Origin of the sequence: Amycolatopsis regifaucium (assembly GCF_001613935.1) — a bacterium.
GTDB lineage: Bacteria > Actinomycetota > Actinomycetes > Mycobacteriales > Pseudonocardiaceae > Amycolatopsis > Amycolatopsis regifaucium.
Window position 1 is genome coordinate 1 of record NZ_LQCI01000029.1, and the last position, 17670, is coordinate 17670.

6 protein-coding genes and 1 pseudogene are annotated in these 17670 nt (G+C 63.6%); 1 reads left to right on the forward strand and 6 read right to left on the reverse strand.

The genetic code is table 11. From position 1 onward, the window contains the following. Both AVL48_RS39845 and AVL48_RS23550 read right to left on the reverse strand, forming a co-directional pair. Nucleotides 1-353: pseudogene (locus AVL48_RS39845) on the reverse strand (hypothetical protein); the annotation flags it as partial. A gap of 420 nt (nucleotides 354-773) precedes the next feature. After that, nucleotides 774-1256 (reverse strand): hypothetical protein, encoded by a 483-nt coding sequence (locus AVL48_RS23550; protein ID WP_143105054.1) that lies wholly within the window; start codon nucleotides 1254-1256, stop codon nucleotides 774-776. 121 nt (nucleotides 1257-1377) lie between these two features. Between AVL48_RS23550 and AVL48_RS23555 the strand changes: the two genes are divergently transcribed. Then, on the forward strand, nucleotides 1378-2793 hold the full coding sequence (locus tag AVL48_RS23555) for a recombinase family protein (RefSeq protein ID WP_061989640.1): 1416 nt from the start codon (nucleotides 1378-1380) through the stop codon (nucleotides 2791-2793). 1029 nt (nucleotides 2794-3822) lie between these two features. Here AVL48_RS23555 and AVL48_RS23560 read toward each other — a convergent pair. The 4 genes from AVL48_RS23560 to AVL48_RS23570 all read right to left on the reverse strand — a co-directional run bounded on the left by AVL48_RS23560 (nucleotide 3823) and on the right by AVL48_RS23570 (nucleotide 17398). Further along, the gene (locus AVL48_RS23560) at nucleotides 3823-4329 is read right to left on the reverse strand and encodes a hypothetical protein (protein WP_143105055.1); all 507 of its coding nucleotides are present in this window, start codon (nucleotides 4327-4329) and stop codon (nucleotides 3823-3825) included. Between the two features lie 125 nt (nucleotides 4330-4454). Further along, nucleotides 4455-4823 carry a hypothetical protein gene (locus AVL48_RS39130; RefSeq protein WP_143105056.1) on the reverse strand — a complete coding sequence of 123 codons (369 nt, stop codon included), beginning with the start codon at nucleotides 4821-4823 and terminating at the stop codon, nucleotides 4455-4457. Next, the gene (locus AVL48_RS23565; protein WP_061989644.1) at nucleotides 4820-10555 is read right to left on the reverse strand and encodes an RHS repeat-associated core domain-containing protein; all 5736 of its coding nucleotides are present in this window, start codon (nucleotides 10553-10555) and stop codon (nucleotides 4820-4822) included. Before AVL48_RS23565 ends, AVL48_RS39130 begins: the two co-directional genes overlap by 4 nt. A 141-nt stretch (nucleotides 10556-10696) precedes the next feature. Next, entirely contained in the window at nucleotides 10697-17398 is a 6702-nt protein-coding gene (locus AVL48_RS23570) for a LamG domain-containing protein (protein ID WP_169812904.1), read from the reverse strand. Nucleotides 17399-17670 lie beyond the last annotated feature (272 nt).

A 17670-nucleotide genomic window follows, 5' to 3' on the forward strand; every position in this document is an offset into this window, starting at 1 on the left:
CCGTATTCGTCGACCTGATCCTCACCTATCTGCCTTGACGGAGCCAGCAAGTTGGTCGCGACGATCACTGTCCACGAACCTGGCCGCGGCGACACGACCGACAACGTGCTCGTATCGACCGGGATCTGTGTCCCGACAGCCCGAGTCGACTTCATCCCCGCCGGGTAGAAGGCCTCCATTCCGGTGGAGTCGTCACGGCCGGACGAGAGCCATGATCGGACGTACATCTCAGCCCAGCCCTGCGGCTGCACATCACCGAACGACTCCGCAGCATGTGGAAGTTCGGGGACGTACGCGGCTGCATAACCACCATGCCCACGATCACCGCCAACGGGCTCGCGATGATCACGCACCAACCCAACATCCGGCCGAACCTGCGGGTTAGACCACGAAAGACCGAGTCCAGCCGAGCGTCGGGGATCATCCGCGCGATGGGTTTCGCGGGATGCTTCATGGCCGCGCCTCGATGCCCATCACCTGATGCAGGCGTTTGCGGAGTTCTCGATCATCGGACTCGGCGAGCGAGTCCAGCACTTCGCAAGCCGGGAATCCGACCTCATCCAGGAAGCGCTGGAGCTCCTGGGGCTAGGTCGGGGCGGGGTCCGGTCACGGAGGCTCCCTGGGGTCGGCGGGCTGCGGCGCTCAAGGCACGCCCCGATCTACCGACCCTTGATGCACCCGCCCGACGCGTTAGCGCTGTTGCTGCCATTCGCGACCAGCGGTCGCCAGCGTGTCGAGCGCCCGGTTCCTCCGGCGGGTGGCTGTCGGCTGGCTCACCCCGAACATCGCGCCGAGCTGCCGATCCGTCGCCACGCCGTCCCGGCCATCTGGTCGCCGAAGTACCGCGCGGTGAGGATTGCCGCTTCGTGCTTGTCCAGCCACTGTTGCTCGACCGCCCACGACAGCAGCTCCAACAGCTGTTCAGAAGCATCCTTTTCAGTCTGTGGCTCCGCCAAGGGGCAGTAGACCGCGTCATCGTCAATGTTCACGACGTCGGCGGCGGCTTGGCTGGTGGCGACACCGAGAGCTCGAAGAGCTGACCGTTGGGTATCAAAGACCAGGGTGGCGGCGACGTGGTGACGTCGACGAAGGGGGTAACAACGAATCTGCTCCCACAGATGCCCGATGACAGCGGCTTGGATATCGGCGTTCGTTTCGTTCTGACAGACGCCACCTCCGGTCACCCCACGGCGAGCGCCGAAAGTCCCGACCGCGGCCCGGCTCGCGCGAATGACCCTGGCGACGATGCCGGGCACGGCGGCCACCATGGCGTTCAGTACGAGTTCCGCTGCAACGGCTCCGAGCTCAACGCATCCTGCAACGCCGGATCAACCAGTCGGTCGCCGAGTACTAGGTCCTCAACACCCTCGAACAGTCATGGGGCGGCCTCTGCACCCATGTGCGCGAAGGCTGGAACATCGGCAAGCCGGTCATGGCTACAAAGCGAAAGTCTTCAAACACCCGAACCCAGCGAAGGCGGCCAAGGGCTACACGAAGTCACGACTCGAACCTGACGACCTCAAAGGCGAGACAGTCACTCAGATCGCGTTGTGGCGGTACTACGAGCGCCTCGGCTGCGATACGGTCGCCGACCGGCTGAACGCGGACCTGGACAAGTACCCGCCTCCCGAGCCTCCGGGCAAGCGACGTGCACGCGGCGTCTGGGGCAGATCAAGCGGGTACGACATCCTGCGGAACCCCAAGTACACCGGCTACCAGGTCTTCAATCGACGCGCCACGCGATCGCGCCGAGGCAAGCACAACGACCCGATCAAGTGGGTCTGGTCGCCGGCCCCGGTGCACGAGCCACTGATCCCGAAGTGGATGTACGACGCGATCAACGCGGGCTGGAAGACCAAACAGGGGTCACGCGGCGCAGAAGCGCCGAACACACATCCAGCCGCCGCCAGGACCTATCTGTTCCGTGGGCGGCTGTTTCATGGTTGTGGCAGGCGTTTGGTCGGTGTACCGCGGCACGAACGGGCGTACTACCTCTGCAGGCCCAGCAACAACAACCGCGGCCGCTCGGACAGGTTCACCGACCACGAGAACGCTCTCTACCTTCGAGAAGACGCCCTTCTAGACGCGGTCGGCAGATTCTTCGCCGACCGCGTGTTCGGTCCTGACCGTCGCACGGTCCTCGAAGCCGACCTGGCCGGTGCCGACGATCACGTCACAACCGAACGCAAGGGAGAACGAGCGCGGATCCAGCGACAGCTCGCCGAGATCGCCAAGAAGCAATCATCGATCCTGAAGCAAGCGCAGCAAGGGGACCCGGACGACCCCTTTACGGCCGCATTGCGGGGCAGCTACAACGAACTAGCCAAGGACGAGAAACAACTCCAGGCGAAGATCGCCGCCCTGGACGAGGCGGACTCTTCAACACCTCGGGGGATGACAGCCGATGAAGTGCCTCTGATCGACGCGCTTCCCTATCTCGCGACAAATCTCGCAAAGGCGCCAGAACCGTACCTGCGGGCGCTGTTCGAAGCCGTCCAGCTCGCCATCGTGGTTCACGATGACGGCGAACATGCGACAATCACGATCAAGCTCCCGGCAGACAAGCTGCCGGAGATCGCTCAGGTAGCGGAAAGGATCACCGAACCCATGAACCCTCAAGACCTCCCGGCGCAGCGCGCCGGATCGGCTTGTGAGGTTCCTGTTGGTGCCCCCGGACAGGCTCCTCCGGGATGCACAGCGGGCGGCACTCTATCCGCGAAGACCGGGCGACACTTTCAGGATGCACATCGATCGACCAGAAGCCACTGGTCATCAGCGCCATCGTGCCGCTGATCATGCAGCGCCGGAAGCCTCTACCTACCGAAACGTGATGCTCCCACCAACCTGGACACGCCAAGCCAGCCAGCTTGAACCCAGGCGGGCGCCATTAACCGACCGTGGGATCAACCTGAGGATTACTGCCGCTCCGGCAGGCACCACCTCGGCTCCGCCGACGACATTACGTTCGAGTGCTACGCCGCACTGATCCCCATCTACCGCAGGTCGACAACAGCGTCTCGCGGTCGACCTGCGGACTGGCCTCAAGCACGGTTGAGTGATGGACCGGATGGCACCCGTCCTGTCTATATCGACAACGTGGCCACATGACGTTCGCCGGAACGAATGGCCGGTTCGTGTCTCCGCCATGGCCCAACGGCCGCCACGAGGACATCTACAAGTAGCGACGGCCGAAGGCACACCCACCGGAGTGGAGCGCGCCGTCGCAACCACGCCAACTGGGTCGCATGTTCCGCTCCAGCGACGTAGCCCGACCAGGCCGTTCTACACTGGAGTGCTTCAGACGCGGACCCACTGATGAGCTGCAGGTTCCTTCGGATTAAGTGTCCGCTCCGCCACTGTGCCAGACAGTGCCGCGAGGTGTTAGATTTCGACCATTCGTGCAGGTCAACGCGGACATCGTAGCCGAACCGAGTGTCAGCCCGTATCAGGCCGTGCCGGGCTCTACGTCAGCAACGGAGCCCAATCGGAGACGACGTGATCCCCCGACGCTCCACTCTCTCAACACTAAAGTCGACTAACGAGCAGATTCGCCAGCTCGCCTGATACGCGGAGAACCGAGGCATCATTCGCCTGGTGGACTGAACAAACGTTGCCGGCAGCGCTCGGAAGCCGATCCGCGTCGGCTGCGGTGGGTCAGCGCTGCCGTTCACGGCATGTCCGTGTCCTTGCTCCCGTCTTGTGCTGCCTCAGACACGTTGTTCCCATCAGGCCAATGCGTCTCGCAGCCTTGCCTGCAGGCATTTGAGCGCCATGCCGTGCTCGGGTCTGATGAGATCGGATGACTCGCTTACGCTTCAGGCGCTACAGTCTGCCGCCGAGAAGTCGCGCCAGCGAGGCATATCCGGGGATATTGGCAGCCATTGGACTACCGGCAAGCGTCAAGTGAGCGATCCGGACTTCGCCGTGGCTTCGCTTCACGGTCACGACCAGCGTGTCGAGGTCCTCGTTCCGACACCACATCGCCGCTTCCCCGGCGCCCGCCAACGGCTGGGCCTGTCCCTCACTCAGACAGTTCTGCTCGGCAACCGCGAGGGCGCTCCCCGGTGCCACTTCGCCCTTGATAGCGGTCACCATCAAGCTGCCGACGCCAGACCCATCATCTACACGACTGAACTCGCATCCATAGGCAATGCTCCGCTGCCCCTCAAGCGGCTTCTCCTCGACTGACCGGTAAGCAGCCTTCGACTCCAGGATCCTTTGAAGCTCATCGGCGCCAAGGAAGCCGCAGGCCGCAGAGATCAGCTCTGGTGATATCACTGGAGTCCAGGTCGACGACGGGACCGAAGCCAGACCGGCTGGATTCGCCACCACGTTCCCCGACTCACTCGAGCACGCGCCGCACACAGTCAGCACCAATAGCCACGCCTTAAGCACTCGTTTCGAAAACAAAGCTCACCACCAACCGAAGTTGAAAGTATCTGCGATTTAAATCATCAAATAAACTCGCGCAGACTATCCCGCCATCGGCACGCCATTTCATTCGAAATAGGCCCGCATATTTCCGGCGATGAAAGCTGGAACAGAAATTCTTTTAGAATATTTCCATTCTCAGCCTGAAAGCCCAGATCGTCGCGCCCTTCAAGGGTTTCAGCCCATAATTGAACACCTGCAACATCCAGCCCGCCCGAAAGATAGGACTGCAGGACATTCACAGCGTCCTTAGGCTCAAACACGACCAACTCGCTATCACTATCCCAACCAAACGACACCAGCCGATCGACCGCTTGTCGCAGAGGTGCACGAAGTTCGACAACGTCACGCAGCGCTTCTTCTCGCTCGCCATCCCGCAGATCGTTAATCATGGGCCCATCTTATCCTTCACGTGGGCCACCGATCCGTCCGGCAGCACCGTCGTCTTGAGATAGCCGGTCGTCTTACCGTCAAAGCTCACAGTTTTTTCATAAACTGCATAAGAATTTGGAACTCTTCCCGGCACGCGCGTCTGAAATGTAACGGATCCTCCAGGCAGCCCCGTGATGACGGTTTCTTCGGCCGCATTGGGAAGCTTCTTCTGATAGCGAAGCAGGTTAGACGCTTGCCCAGGAGTGAGGTCCTCCACGCCTAGATTGCGCAGTGACTCTCCAGTTGCCGTTCCCGTACCTGGCTTCGATCGACCAGCCAACCCGCGCCCGCCGGCAGTCATGCCAGCACCAACGATTGCCATAGCGGCACCGAGAAGACTATGGATAGTCTCCGCAACCCCTTCCGCACTACTACACTCGTCAAAGTTGTCCACACAATAAGTAGCCGCGATTAATTTTGCACCTTCGACATCATTCTCAGTCTCTGGCGCAAGGAGGTAATTCCTCGCTTTTTCACAAGCGAGCTTGCCGAAGCAAATATTGGTATCAGGGTCCACGTTCGGCGGCATTGGGAAGTTCCAATATTCAAGCGTGCTCATATTGAGCACCTTGTCGAACTCGGCAAACACCTGATCACGCTTTCGTGAGCTCGGCGCGTTTTTTCTTTCCCAGTTCTTCCGATTTGACTTAGCCTGCCCCTTTTTAACACCTTTATCAGCCAACTGTTCCGGCGTGTAGTGGCCGTTGATGTCGTTGCCGACTCGGGGGTCGATGCCGCAGTCGCCGCGCCAACCGACGCAGTAGCCGGGCGAGTCCTCGTGGGCAAGGCCGGAGGGGTCGCTGAAAGCGATCGGGTTGTTGATGGAGTAGCTGTAGCCGTTGATCTGCTGCGGGCTGCTCGGATCCATGATCGGGTCTAGGGAGATGAACCGGCCAAGGTCCGCGTCGTAGCTTCGAGCCCCGAGGGTGGTCAACCCAGCCGAGGCATCGATCGTGCCCCCGACGAAGCCACGTTCACCCGGCATACCGGCGCTCGGGCCGCGCTCGGCTCCGAACGGGGTTTGACGGCGCTGCTTGACCGTGAGGTCGCTGGCGTTGATCGCGACCTGGATGGTGCCCTGGTGGTCTCCTGCGAGCCAGGTCAGGGCACCGCTCTTGCGCATCGCGATGGTCGCGCCACCGTGGGTGTAGTACCTAGTGGTGGTTGCGGTGCCGCTCGTTTTGTCGAGCCGGACCTCCTGCGGCCCCAAATACAGGGTGGTGCCGGTGGGGTCACGGCGGATGAGGCGGCTGCCGTCGGCGTCGTAGAGGAAGGTCGTGTCGGCTGTGCCGTCGGTGACCTTCTCGAGCCTGTTCTCGACGTTCCAGTCCAGTGCTTGCTGTCCGGACGTGCCGGGGCGAGCCTTGGTATTGCCCAGTTCGTCGTAGGTGTACTGGGCCGTCTTGGTACCTGCAGGCCCCTCCGAGGTGACGGCATTTAGCAGGTGGGGCCTCGGTGTGCCGGGCGCGGCGTAGCTGTACTTGCGGGTGACGTCACCTCCGACGAGGTGCTGGGTGTCGCCGATCCGGTTTCCGGACTTGTCGTAGGCGTAGGACTGCCAGTATGGAGCAGGACCACCGAGGGCGTTGGCCGCTCGAGGAGCGCCGCAGTCGGTGTTGGCGGGTGTCCATGCTTCGGTGAGGCGTTGGAGGTAGTCGTAGCCGAAGCATTGCTTGTCCGCGGGTTGCCCGATCGGGGCGTTGGAGATCGCGGTGATGTTGCCTGCGGGGTTGTAGCTGTAGCGGGTGTCGGTCTGCATCGGCTGCGGGACTTCGGCGTCGACGATGGTGCGGTCGAGCCTGCGGGTGTTGGTGTCGTAGTAGTAGGAGAGCCAGGCCCGTTTTCCGTCAGTGGAGGTACTGCTCTCACCGCCGAGCTGGATCCGCTGAGGCTCGCCGTAGCGGGTGTAGTCGGTCGCGGAGACGTAGTCTTGATAGACGGGTCCGTTCCAGCTGCCTTCGGTAGTGAGCGGCTTCCCGAGGTCGTCATAGGTGTAGAGCATGCTTTCGGCCAGCAGGTCTCCGGCCTTCGGGATTCCGGTACCGCCGAGGCTTCCGTCGTCCTTGTACTGAAAGAACGACTGATAGGTGCCGGCCAGCTTCGGGCCCTCGCTCGGCGGGATGATGATGGACGTCGTCGTCGGCTGGTACAGCGGCCCGTAGACGTTGACCTTGTTGACGTAGGCGTTGCCGTCGACCCAGCGCGTGGACGACGCGAGCTGTCCGACGCCCTTGTACGCGGAGTCGTAGGCCCATTCGCTGAGTTTGGTTCCGGTGAGGTTGTCTTTGAAGACACCGGTCTTGCGCCCGAGTTTGTCGTAGCGGAACGCGAGTGTGACATTGCGTGCGTCGGTACTCGAAATCTGCTGGTTCAGCTTGTTGTAGACGTAGGTGGTGGCGCCGCGGTCGGGATCGTCGGTGCGGATCAGGGAGCCGTGGATGTCGTAGGTGTAGGACCAGCGGCTACCACTGGAGTCGGTGAGCGCGGCGAGTTTGTCCGAGTTGGTGTAGTCGTACTTGGTTTCGTCGTAGTTGTCGCCGGTCGGTTGAGCGCCATGGTACTGCCGGAGAGCGCGGGTTCGGCCGCGGGCGTCGGTGATCGTGGTGGTCGCGCTGCCGCCTTCCGGCGGTGTGACGCTGACCGAGTCACCGCCGTAGGTCGTGCTGGTACGCCAGTTTTTGTCGCCGCCTCGGTAAGTGGAGGCGATCGCACGGCCCGCGCCGTCGAACTCCGTGACGGTCAGACCGGGTACTTCGGTGTCGCTGGCCACCCAAAGAGAGGTGTCGACTGGTTGGTCGTTGTAGAACGGCTGTGTCGTCTTGTAGGCGCGCCCCTGCGAGTCGTAGCGCGTGTCGACCAGCAGCCTCCCCCCGCCAGGTGCCGGCGCCTGGACCTGCCGGGTTCGGTAGAGACCGTCGAGGATGGTGGTCGAGGTGACGTAGTTGCTGTTGGGGCCGAACCGCATCGAGGTGATCGAGCTCGGCGCGTTGTTCCGGACTTCGTAGGTGAAGCGCGCGCTGGGTTCGGTGGGATGGTCTGGCCGAGGCCGGTTGGGCTGCCAGACTTCGGCTTTGCGGCCGAGCGCGTCGTAGCTGATCTCCATGACCCGGTTGTTGGGGTCGGTGATCGTCCGCGCAGATCCCCAGGCCGGCTCGTAGACGGTCGTCGTCTTGTGTCCCAGAGCGTTGGCGGTGACAAGCTGGGTTACCGGCCCGCTGGTGACCGGGGTGTAGGTGGAGGTGGCGGTGTTGCCGTCGGCGTCGGTGATTTCGATCGCGCGCCCATGGACATCGCGTTTGGTCTTCGCGACGGGACGGTAAACCGGCGTGAACCCGTTGTACCCGTCGACCTCTTCAGCCAGCGTGACGTCACCCACCGTGGGCGGGACGCCGGGTGCGAGCGTGTCGTAGGACGACCGGACGTCGGAGATGGTGTCCCGCGGATAGACCGGCAGGAACCCGCACACCGTCGAGAGGGTCTCGACCCGCGACGGGAAATTCAGCAGCCACCGGTCGGTGTTCTGGGCGTAGGTCGTGTTCGTGCAGCGCTCGTCCCCGGTGACGTTGAGGTCACCGAGGTCGTTGACCTTGGTCGGCAGGCCGTTGGGGTCGTAGTCCGTGGTGGTTTTGGTGGTTCGCCAGCCACCTGCGGCCAGGGCGGTGAAGGAGCGCTGCGTTCCGGTTCGGACGATGTAGGCCTTGTATACCCCGCGCGTCGCGGTCGGGCCTTGCCAGCTGGGTTCGGTGATCGTTTTGCCGACGACAGCGCCGGCCTCGCCGTTCTTGGTGAGGCTTTCCAGCTCCAGTCCCTGAAGCCAGTCCTCGTCGACGTGGGATCCGCCTTCGCTGTCCGGGAGGCTGACGGGTCGTGTTCCGTTGTTGGGGAGCTTGTCCCCGTGCATGCCGCGGAAGTACCGGGTTTCGCTGTAGCTGGTCGGCCCGCTGGGGTTGTCGGGTTTACCGGTGCGGACGATAACCTTGCCGAAGCCGCGGAACTCGTTCCAGGTCTTGTCCTTTTCAGGCGCGAACTCGGAAGTGGTGTAGTGCCACGCCGCGCCCTCCGGGTACTCGTAGTTGGTGACCTGTTCGGAACTGGTGCTCATCCAATCGGACTGGACGACGGAACCGACGACGTACTTGTGGAAGTAGTCGGTGCGTTCGGCGAAATCCCGTTTGGTCCACGTCACTGGGAAACAGCGTTTGGTGTTGGTTTCCGGCTTGTCCGGCAAAGACGTGGCGGAGCAGTCGGCGGGTGCGTAGTTGACGGTGGTGACGCCACCGGCTTCGGAGACGATGGCGGAGAGCCGGTACCGGTTGAGATAGCCGACACCGTCGTCTTTCACGACCCGGTTCGGGAGTTTCTTGCCTTCGAACGTGACCTTAGGCAGCGTGATGGGCGTGCCGACGTGGCCGGTGTGTGTGATGGATTTGAGCCAGAGAGCGGCTTTGTTGCCGTCGTCGGGGTTCGGGAACTGCTGCTCGAGAGTCCAGCTGTCGACGTCGGTGTAGCCGGTGCCCGCGCGGACCTGGGTGGTGATCTTCGCGAGGCGTTTGGTCGACCAGAACGTGGGGCTGTAGTGGTCCTTGCACGTGGGTCCGTCACACCGGTCGGCCAGGGCGACATCGGGAAAGTTCTCGGGCTTGTCGAGCGTGCACAGGCTACCGGGGACACATCGCTCCTCGGTCACGAAGGTCACTTTCCCGGCAGCGGGAGCCGGGTCACCTTCACGCAGGCCGTACTGGATCTCCTTGAGCGTCCCACCACGGACGTAGGAGACTGCGGTGTCTTTGACGTTCTGCCCGTAGTTGTTGGTCTCGATGTCGTAGCTGTAGAGGATCAGGTTGCCGTGCCGGTCGACGACCTTGTCCAGGTTCCAGCGGTAGGCCTGGACACAGGCCGAGTTGTCGAACTTGTTGTCCACCGCATGGCAAGGTTCGCCGACGTCATCACCGTAGACGGGCACGGTCCAGGTCGACTTCGACGCCGGAGCGGACCCGAAGAAGTACTGAGTGCCGTCAACAGTGGTGATCTTCCAGTACTCGCCGTCACGAGCGCCGTTCGCGGCGCCGGTGAGGTGCTCGATACGGGAGCCGTTGTCGCTCTTCTGCCGCCACACCTTCTTGTCGGTGTCATGGATCAGCATGCCGCCGGACCCGTTGTAGACGGCGGTGGCGTTGTCACTCTTCCAGCAGAGGTCACCGACCTTCGGTGGGGTGGTTCCGCCTTCCTTGTCGTCCTGGCAACTGCCGTAGGTGCGTTCGACGAAACCCGGGTGCAGGTCCCAGCCGTCGCCGACCCACGACGCCTGGTTGTTTGTGGCGCTCGTACGTCCGTCAACCGTCGAGGAGTTATAGGACAACGCCAGGTTGGGCTGCAGATCACCGGGCGCGGGCGGCACACGCAGCGGGTAGGACCAAGTGAAGTCGCCGGTCTGTTTCGACACATCCCATGTCGCCGTTGGCGACAGGGACGTCGCGCTGCTGGTACCTCCTCCGTCAGGTGTGGTGGAACCGGTGGGCTGGTTCCCGGTGAGCGCTTTGAGGCTCGCTTCGTCGAGGTTTCGCCCCTGCATGGTCTGCTTTGTCACCGGAGTCGAGTTGACTGCCGGTGAGTCGACACTCCAGCCATTGGCCGCGTTCGCGACTTGCGAGGTGCTGACGCCGGTCACGACCAGCGAGCAGATCAACGCCACGGTAAGGGCTCTCGACGTGCGGCGTGTAGACGACTTCTGTCGCATCAGTTCTCCAGGCTGGACGCAGTGAGGCTCTGCCAGTGATCCAGGAGCGCCTCAAGTGGCTGTGGTCGATCGGTTCGCTGATTCCCGAGCGGCGGTCTACCCGCCGCCGGTTCCCGTCGACGATGTTGGTTCGCGCCCTGCCGTGACTCCGCTGCTCGGCGCGGCGAAGACGGGCTGGACTTGAGGAAGCGTGGTGATGACGTAGCCGAGCGAACGGTCGTTGCCCATGGCGCCGCAGTTGTCGCTGGTGTTGGTCATCGATTCGACACTGCTGCTGCCGCATCGGTAGAGAACCTGGACATCCGGCCCGTCCGGCCGCTGAGTCCAAAGCTGGCCAAGCGAACCGATGACGGTTTTGCCCTCACAGTTCGTGTCGAGTGACACGAACTGGTCCGCGTCGTTCACGCACGCGGTCAGCGGCTGTGTCCCGGTCTGCGGAAGCAGCGGCAGGTACCCGTGCCGGAACTCGGCGTAGTACCCGGGCCGGGCCGCTTGTGTGGTGCTGAGGTGGTCGTAGGCGGCGTTGTTGTAGTACCGCACGAGTGGCGCGTAGGCGAGGGTGTAGCCGAGGAGTGATTCCTGGGTCGCGCCCCCGCAGTCGGCCTGGCGGCTGTCGAAATGCCCAGTCGACGAGGTGCACCGGTAGACCGGGATCGTGGGGATGTTGGTCGGCTGCTGGGTGTAGACGGAGCCGATCTCACCGATCTTGGTCTTGCCTTCGCAGGCCGCGTCGGTCGAGGTGAAGAAGTCCGTGCCGGATTGGCAGGAGTACAGCACACGAGTGTTGGGCTGGGCGCCGTCGATCAGCATGCCCAGGCTCCCGTCGAACCGGTAACCGGCCGCGGGTGTGACACTCGTGCTCGCCGTTCGCTTGCGTCCTGCCCCGTCGACATAGCTGCCCAGCTGGCCGCCGTCGGGTGCGGGGAAGGTGCCGTAGGTTCGGATGGCCGCTTCATTGGCCATGCCGTAGTGGGCGTAGACCTCGTCGATCATGCCGGGGAAGAACTCGGCGGACTTGCCGTTGGTCTTGCCGCGGCCAATGGCGAAGGACCCGTTCGCCTGCCAGAGGACGACACCGTCCTTCTTGCCCGCGAACTGCCCGTCGACATACAGCCGGAGCTGACGAGCGGCCTGATCGTAGACGCCGGTGAGATGTGTCCACCGGTTCACGACCGCCGGGTCGAACGAGCTGACGTAGGACACCGGTGACGCGTCGACGTCCTGGGCGGTCGTACCGAACGTCCACCGCCCGGCTTCCGGCCGGTACTGGATTGTGAAGCCGCTCATCCGCGCGCCGTCCTGGGATAGCACGGTCGCGACCTGATCGGTACGAGAGAGGTTGGCCCACGCGGACACGGTGAAACTGTCCTCCATAGCCAGACCTCGCTCGGGCGCGGTCGCCTGCCCATCGGTGCCGTTCAGCTTGATCGCGGTACCGCTCACACCCGGCGCGAAGGACGCGCCGCCAGTCGGGACGACGGCGTTGCCGCGCCAGCTGTAATCCTTGCCGGTTCCGTTGTCGAACCGCCAAGCGCCACCGTCTCCACGAGGTAGTTCGTCGTGCACCTTGCGGACTTCCCCGTCACTGAGCGCCTTGGAGAAGACGCGGACGTCGTCGATGCCCCTGGAGAAGAAATTGTTGTTGTTCCCGTTCCAGCGGGCCCGGCCGATCGTGAACGGCCCAGCGGACGGGATCGAGGTGACTCCGACCTGAATCGCGGACTGGACACCGTTCACGTAGAGCTTGAGCTGCCGGAACTGGGCGTCGTAGACCACGGCAAGCTGGGTCCATGCGTTGAGGACCGCGGGTTGGGCCGACAAGAGCGACGCCGCCGGTGGGTCGTTCTGATCGGCACTGGGCACCACGGCACGCCATTTCTTCGTGCCGCCGTCGTACTGGACGAGGAAGGCACTGACTCTGTTGCCGTCCTGACCGAAGACGCTGTAGTAGCCGTTGTCGGTTTTGGTCAAGTGCGCCCACGCCGAGACCGAGAAGCTCTTCGTGGTGTCGATGACCTCCCCGGTCGTTTCCGCGTAGCCGGTCGTCCCGTCCAGCCACACCGCCGGCCCGATCATCCCATCGGTCCAGCCCGCCCCGCCCTTGAGCGTCGCGTTCTTCCCTTGGCCGCTGACATCCTGGGCCGTCTGACCGGCCTTCTCATCGAAACGCCAGTAAGCGGCGTCAGCAGCCGGCAAGGTCGCAGGGCCGCCGTCCGCGGCGGGATACGACTTGTACAGCCCCGCCATCCTGTCCCTGTCAAGCGCTGACGTGTAGAGACGGGCATCGTCTACCTTGCCGGTCCAGAACTGGCTCGGCTTGTCCGCGGTCAGACCTCGTCCGATCTGAGCAGCGCCGGACGCCTGCCAGCGCCCGTTCAGAGTCCCGTCACCGACACGTTGTCCGTTGACATAAAGCCAGATTTTCCTGCTCTGCCGGTCATAAGTACCAGCCAGGTGCACCCAGGAATTGATCTCGGCGGGAAAAGTCGGCACCGCTGCTCTCGCGACGGCGTTGTCCGTGTCGGTCTCCGCCATCTCGAACACCCACTTGCCGCAGGCGTTCGGATTCTCGAATTCGCCACCAAAGCAGGTCGCGTTCATCTCATCGGCGACGTGCCCGAGCCGGAACTTGCTGGTCCGCTCGCCGTCGATGCTCAGAGCCGTGAGCTTGGAGACGATGTCGGATTTACGGTCCATGTAGACCCACGCCGACGCGCTGAAGCTCTCGTCGGTTCGCAGGTCGACACCGGTGGTACCGACAGCGCCGGTTTTTCCGTCGAACTGGACGGCGTTCCCGACCCGGCCGGGCGCGAACTGCGTTCCCGGCTCGAGTGTTCCGGTGCGGGAGCCGGTGGAGTCGGCGACCTTGGTGCCGCTGGATTCGTCGAGCTGCCAGTTGTGGACCAGGGTGAGGTCCTGCCCGGACATGGTGCGGATCTCGTCGGTGAACAAGGTGCGGCTGTAGACCTTGACGTCGTCGACCGCACCACCGAACGCGTCCAACCAGTTGCCCGCCCATCTGCCGCGACCGATGTCGAACTCGGCGGTCGCGTTCCAGCGCGTGGTGAACGTCGCTGTCCCGGACAAGGTGCCGTTCACATACAACTGCATCTCGCCGCTGTTGCTGTCGTAGTTCGCGGCGAGGTGTGTCCAGACTCCTGTTTGGACCGGCTGCGCCGAGCGTGCGCGGACAACCGCGGTCGGCGCGGTGCTGTCGGGGCCGTGCATCGCGAACGCCCACCGGTCGTCGCTCGCGCCGGTGTAGCCGAGGTTGAACGCGGACACGTTTTGCCCGCTCTGGCTCACCACAGCACCCCAACCTGGGGTTTTGTTGGTCATCTTCACCCAGGCGGCGACGGAAAAGCTCATGCTGCTGTCGATCGGCGCCTTCGCGCTGACGTAGTCGTCGATGCCGTCCAGGTTCACCGCGAGATCAGCCTGATCCGGGTAGCTGGTCTGCCCGGCAATCCACTGGGCGCCATTCCGCGCTGTGCCGTGGCTCGGGTTCACCGCGCCTGACGTGTCTTGCGCGTCGCCATCGAGTTTCCAGGAGGCGGCGGAGACGTTGTTCTGGGCGACGATGCCCTGGATCTCCGCGAGGTCGAGCGTGCGGCTGTAGGCGCGCACCTCGTCGATCCCACCGGACCAGTAACCGAGCGGCGTCCCGTACTTCCCTCGTCCGATGGCGAAGGGGCCGGTGGCGTGCCACGGCGTCGCCGGGGCCGGGGTGCTCGCGACCTGCTTCCCGTTGACCATGAGCGTGAGGGTTTTGGCGGTCGCGTTGTACACGCCGGCCAGGTGTGTCCACGGCACGGTCTGCACCGTGTTCGCCCCGGACCTGACCTCCGTCGCCGTTCCACCGATGGCGTCACCCGGGTGCACGCCGAAGACCCAGGAACCGTTGTTCTGCTTGAGGTAGAAACCGCTCACCGTCGTGCCGTCCTGGGAAACGGCGGTCATATCGGCGACCTTGTCCGGTTTCACCCAGGCGGTGATCGCGTAACTCTGATCGGTCCGCACCACCGGCCCCGACGTCGCCGCGAAGCCCTTGACCCCATCGAAAGTGGCCGCACCATTGACCGCGCCCTGGGGAGCGAACCTGGCGCCGGGCTGGAGCACCGCCATCTCACCGCCCGAGGCGGCGTTGCGTGCGGTCGTCCCGTCCGCGTCGTCGAGATTCCAATAGCCGGCGGTGACGTTGTCGCGGGTGACCGCGGACTTGACCTCGGCATCGGTGAGCACCCGGTCATAGGTGCGGATCTCGTCGACCGCACCGGCCAGGTAGTCCTTCCCGACGCCGTTGACGATCGCGCGACCGACCGCGAATTCATGCGTCGCGGGCCACGGGGACTTCCATGCCGTACTGCCTTGGAGGTCACCGTTGACATACAGCCGGATCTGCTGTGCCCCGGAGTCGTAGACACCGGCGAGATGAGTCCACGTGTTCGTCTGCGCCGCGGTGAGCGACGACACCGTCGTCGGCGCCGTAGCCGGGTCGTTACCAGGCCGGAACTCCAACGCCCAGCGATCGGTCGCGGTGCCCGTGTGCCCGAGCTTCACCATCGCCGTCGTCGACGCGTTCTGGCTCAGCAATGTCGACCAGCCCGGCTTCTTCTCCGCGAGATTGACCCAGCCCGAGAAGGAGAAACTGGGGTACGTGCTCGTCGAAATCGGTGCCGTCACGTAGTCGTCGACACCATCCAGCTTGAGACCTGACCCGGTACTGCCCGGCACATAGACGGGCCCGCCGTACAGCGTCGCGTCGCGGAACCCGAGGGTGGCGGTGTCCTTCGTGTTGCCTTCCAACGACCATTGCGCCAACGGGCCGTTACCCGCTCGCACGTAGAAGTGGTGTGTCTGCGTCGGACTGCGATGCCCGGCACGGTCGACACTCTGCACGAACAGATCCCTCGGCCCGTCACCAGGCGGGGTCAGCTTCGCGTAAGCCTTACCGCCGAGCGCGATGGCGTCGATCGGCGTCGTCGGTGGATCCGTCCAGCCGTACAGGTAGTGGTCGACATCCGTGACCTTGGTGGTCGCGTCGCTCGCATCGAACTCGAACACGTCCGGCACGCCGACACCACCGTGCCAAGCATTGTCCGCCTTGTAGAGGGGCGCTGTCACCGTCGGCTTGTTGCCGATACCCGTCTGATCGACGATGAACGGACCAGGCCCATTCCGCCAATCACCGCCATCCGCGGAATCGTGACCCCACACCGTCCACGTGACACGTTGCCCATTCCGCTTCGTCAGATCGACATCAGTACTGTGATAGGCACCCGATGCCTGGTAGATCGCCGGAGCGCGCTGGTCCGGAGCGCCGCCGTAGATGTCCCAGACCGGGCGGAGCTGGTCGTTGGCGTCCGGGTCGGACAACCTGCTCAACAGCCGGATCGATGGGTCTCCGACATACGGCACCCCCTCACACCAGCGACACGGGGCGGGCAGCGGCGGATCGGTCTTCATGTCGTACGGCGGGTTCGGCTTCGTGTTGTAGGTGATCTGCAGGATCGTGCTCGGAACGTCGTACTTGCGCCACGCGCTCGAGTCGGTCTCCGACTTCGCTTGCAGGAAGTAGGTCGAAGAACCGTTCGGGTTGATGTAGAGACCGACCGGGAACCCAACCGGCTTGTTTCCCGAGCAGGAGTTCCAGTTGCTGGGCACCCACACGGTGGAAACATGATCACCACCGGGTGCGTTGTTCCAGGTCGTGCCCCACCAAATGTTGTCCCTCGCGATAAAGAGCTGGTGTTCCTTCGGGTCACAGTTCGGACCGTGTACCACGGCCGTGTTGAAATTGACCGTCTTGATTTCTTTTCCGGCGAGGAATGCCGTGTCGAACTGGAAGTAAGTACGAGCGAGGTCGATACTGCCGCATTCACTCCAGGTACATTTACCGACCTTCGCCCAGGCGTCTCCGTCACCCGTACCGTTGACGTAGGAGTCGTTCGGGTAGCCGCGGAACACCTTCGCCCACATACTCTGTCCTGGCGACCGCATGTCCGGGTCGACCACCACCGGGTACCGCGTGCCCGGACTCGCCAGCATCGCGGCATTCGGCGTCAACGTCATCGAGGAGCGATCGATCGCGACCTCGACCGGTGTGCTCGTGCTCTCGCGCCCTCTGGCGTCCCACATTGTCGCAGCCGGTGCGACGAAAATCTTCTGCCCGGTGTCATCGACGGCCTGAACCCGGCCGGTTCCCTCCGACGTGAGCTGCACACCCTCCGTCTCAAGCGCGAGCTTGATCGACGACAACGCGGGGTTACGCCCCGCATCTGGAGTCTTGACCACGAAACGCTGGTTGTAGCCCTCGGCTTCTGCCTGCATCTCCAAGTCGACGCCAGGTAGTACCTCCCGGTACCTCGCCTTGTTGCCCTCGAGTTCAGGCTTCGGCAACGAGCCCGGCCACCGCAACGCGATGCTCTTACCGTTACGCGAGAATCGCACCAGCGGACCCTTGGCTCCACCCGCGGAAAACGCCACATCGGCTACAGCGGCCTTCGGCCTCACCGTGCCGTCCGGCACGGACGCCAGTGTCGTATCGACAGGAACCCAACCGTCGGCCTTACGGACCCGCACAGGCTGCGGCGACAACTGCGCCGTCAACGTCCCGTCAGGGTTCGCCAGCACCTTCTTCGCCTCAGCGGTCTGATCAGCCACCCCGACCGGCGAGCCCTGCAACCGCGCCGCCGCGAACGCACTAGCGGCATCCGGCGCCTCCGCAACAGGGACCACCGCCGCAGGCAGTGAACTTTTCGGCGGACTCGCCGTCACCACGACGACACCGGCCAACATCAGGAAGATCATGGGTAACGCGCGCAGCCTGAAGCCACGCGCCACTGACGGACGCACCATCGAAAAAGACCCCCTCGGCCCGGTCAGCACGCGTCCCCCGACGCCACGCGACCCACAAAGTCACCATGACTCTTCACGAACACTAACGAGCGAAGGAAGACTCCAACAGAGTGAACGATCATGAAGCGGGTTGCCCGTACCGATGATCCATGTAGGACATCCGCAACGCCTCCCCGCCGGGCATTGTTGGGACTTTTCCGACTTATCGCATA

Coding starts and splice junctions, on each gene's coding strand:
- AVL48_RS23570 (WP_169812904.1), bottom strand. CDS start 17,398: ATGTTGGCCGGTGTCGTCGTGGTGACGGCGAGTCCGCCGAAAAGTTCA.
- AVL48_RS39130 (WP_143105056.1), bottom strand. CDS start 4,823: ATGATTAACGATCTGCGGGATGGCGAGCGAGAAGAAGCGCTGCGTGAC.
- AVL48_RS23555 (WP_061989640.1), top strand. CDS start 1,378: ATGGGGCGGCCTCTGCACCCATGTGCGCGAAGGCTGGAACATCGGCAA.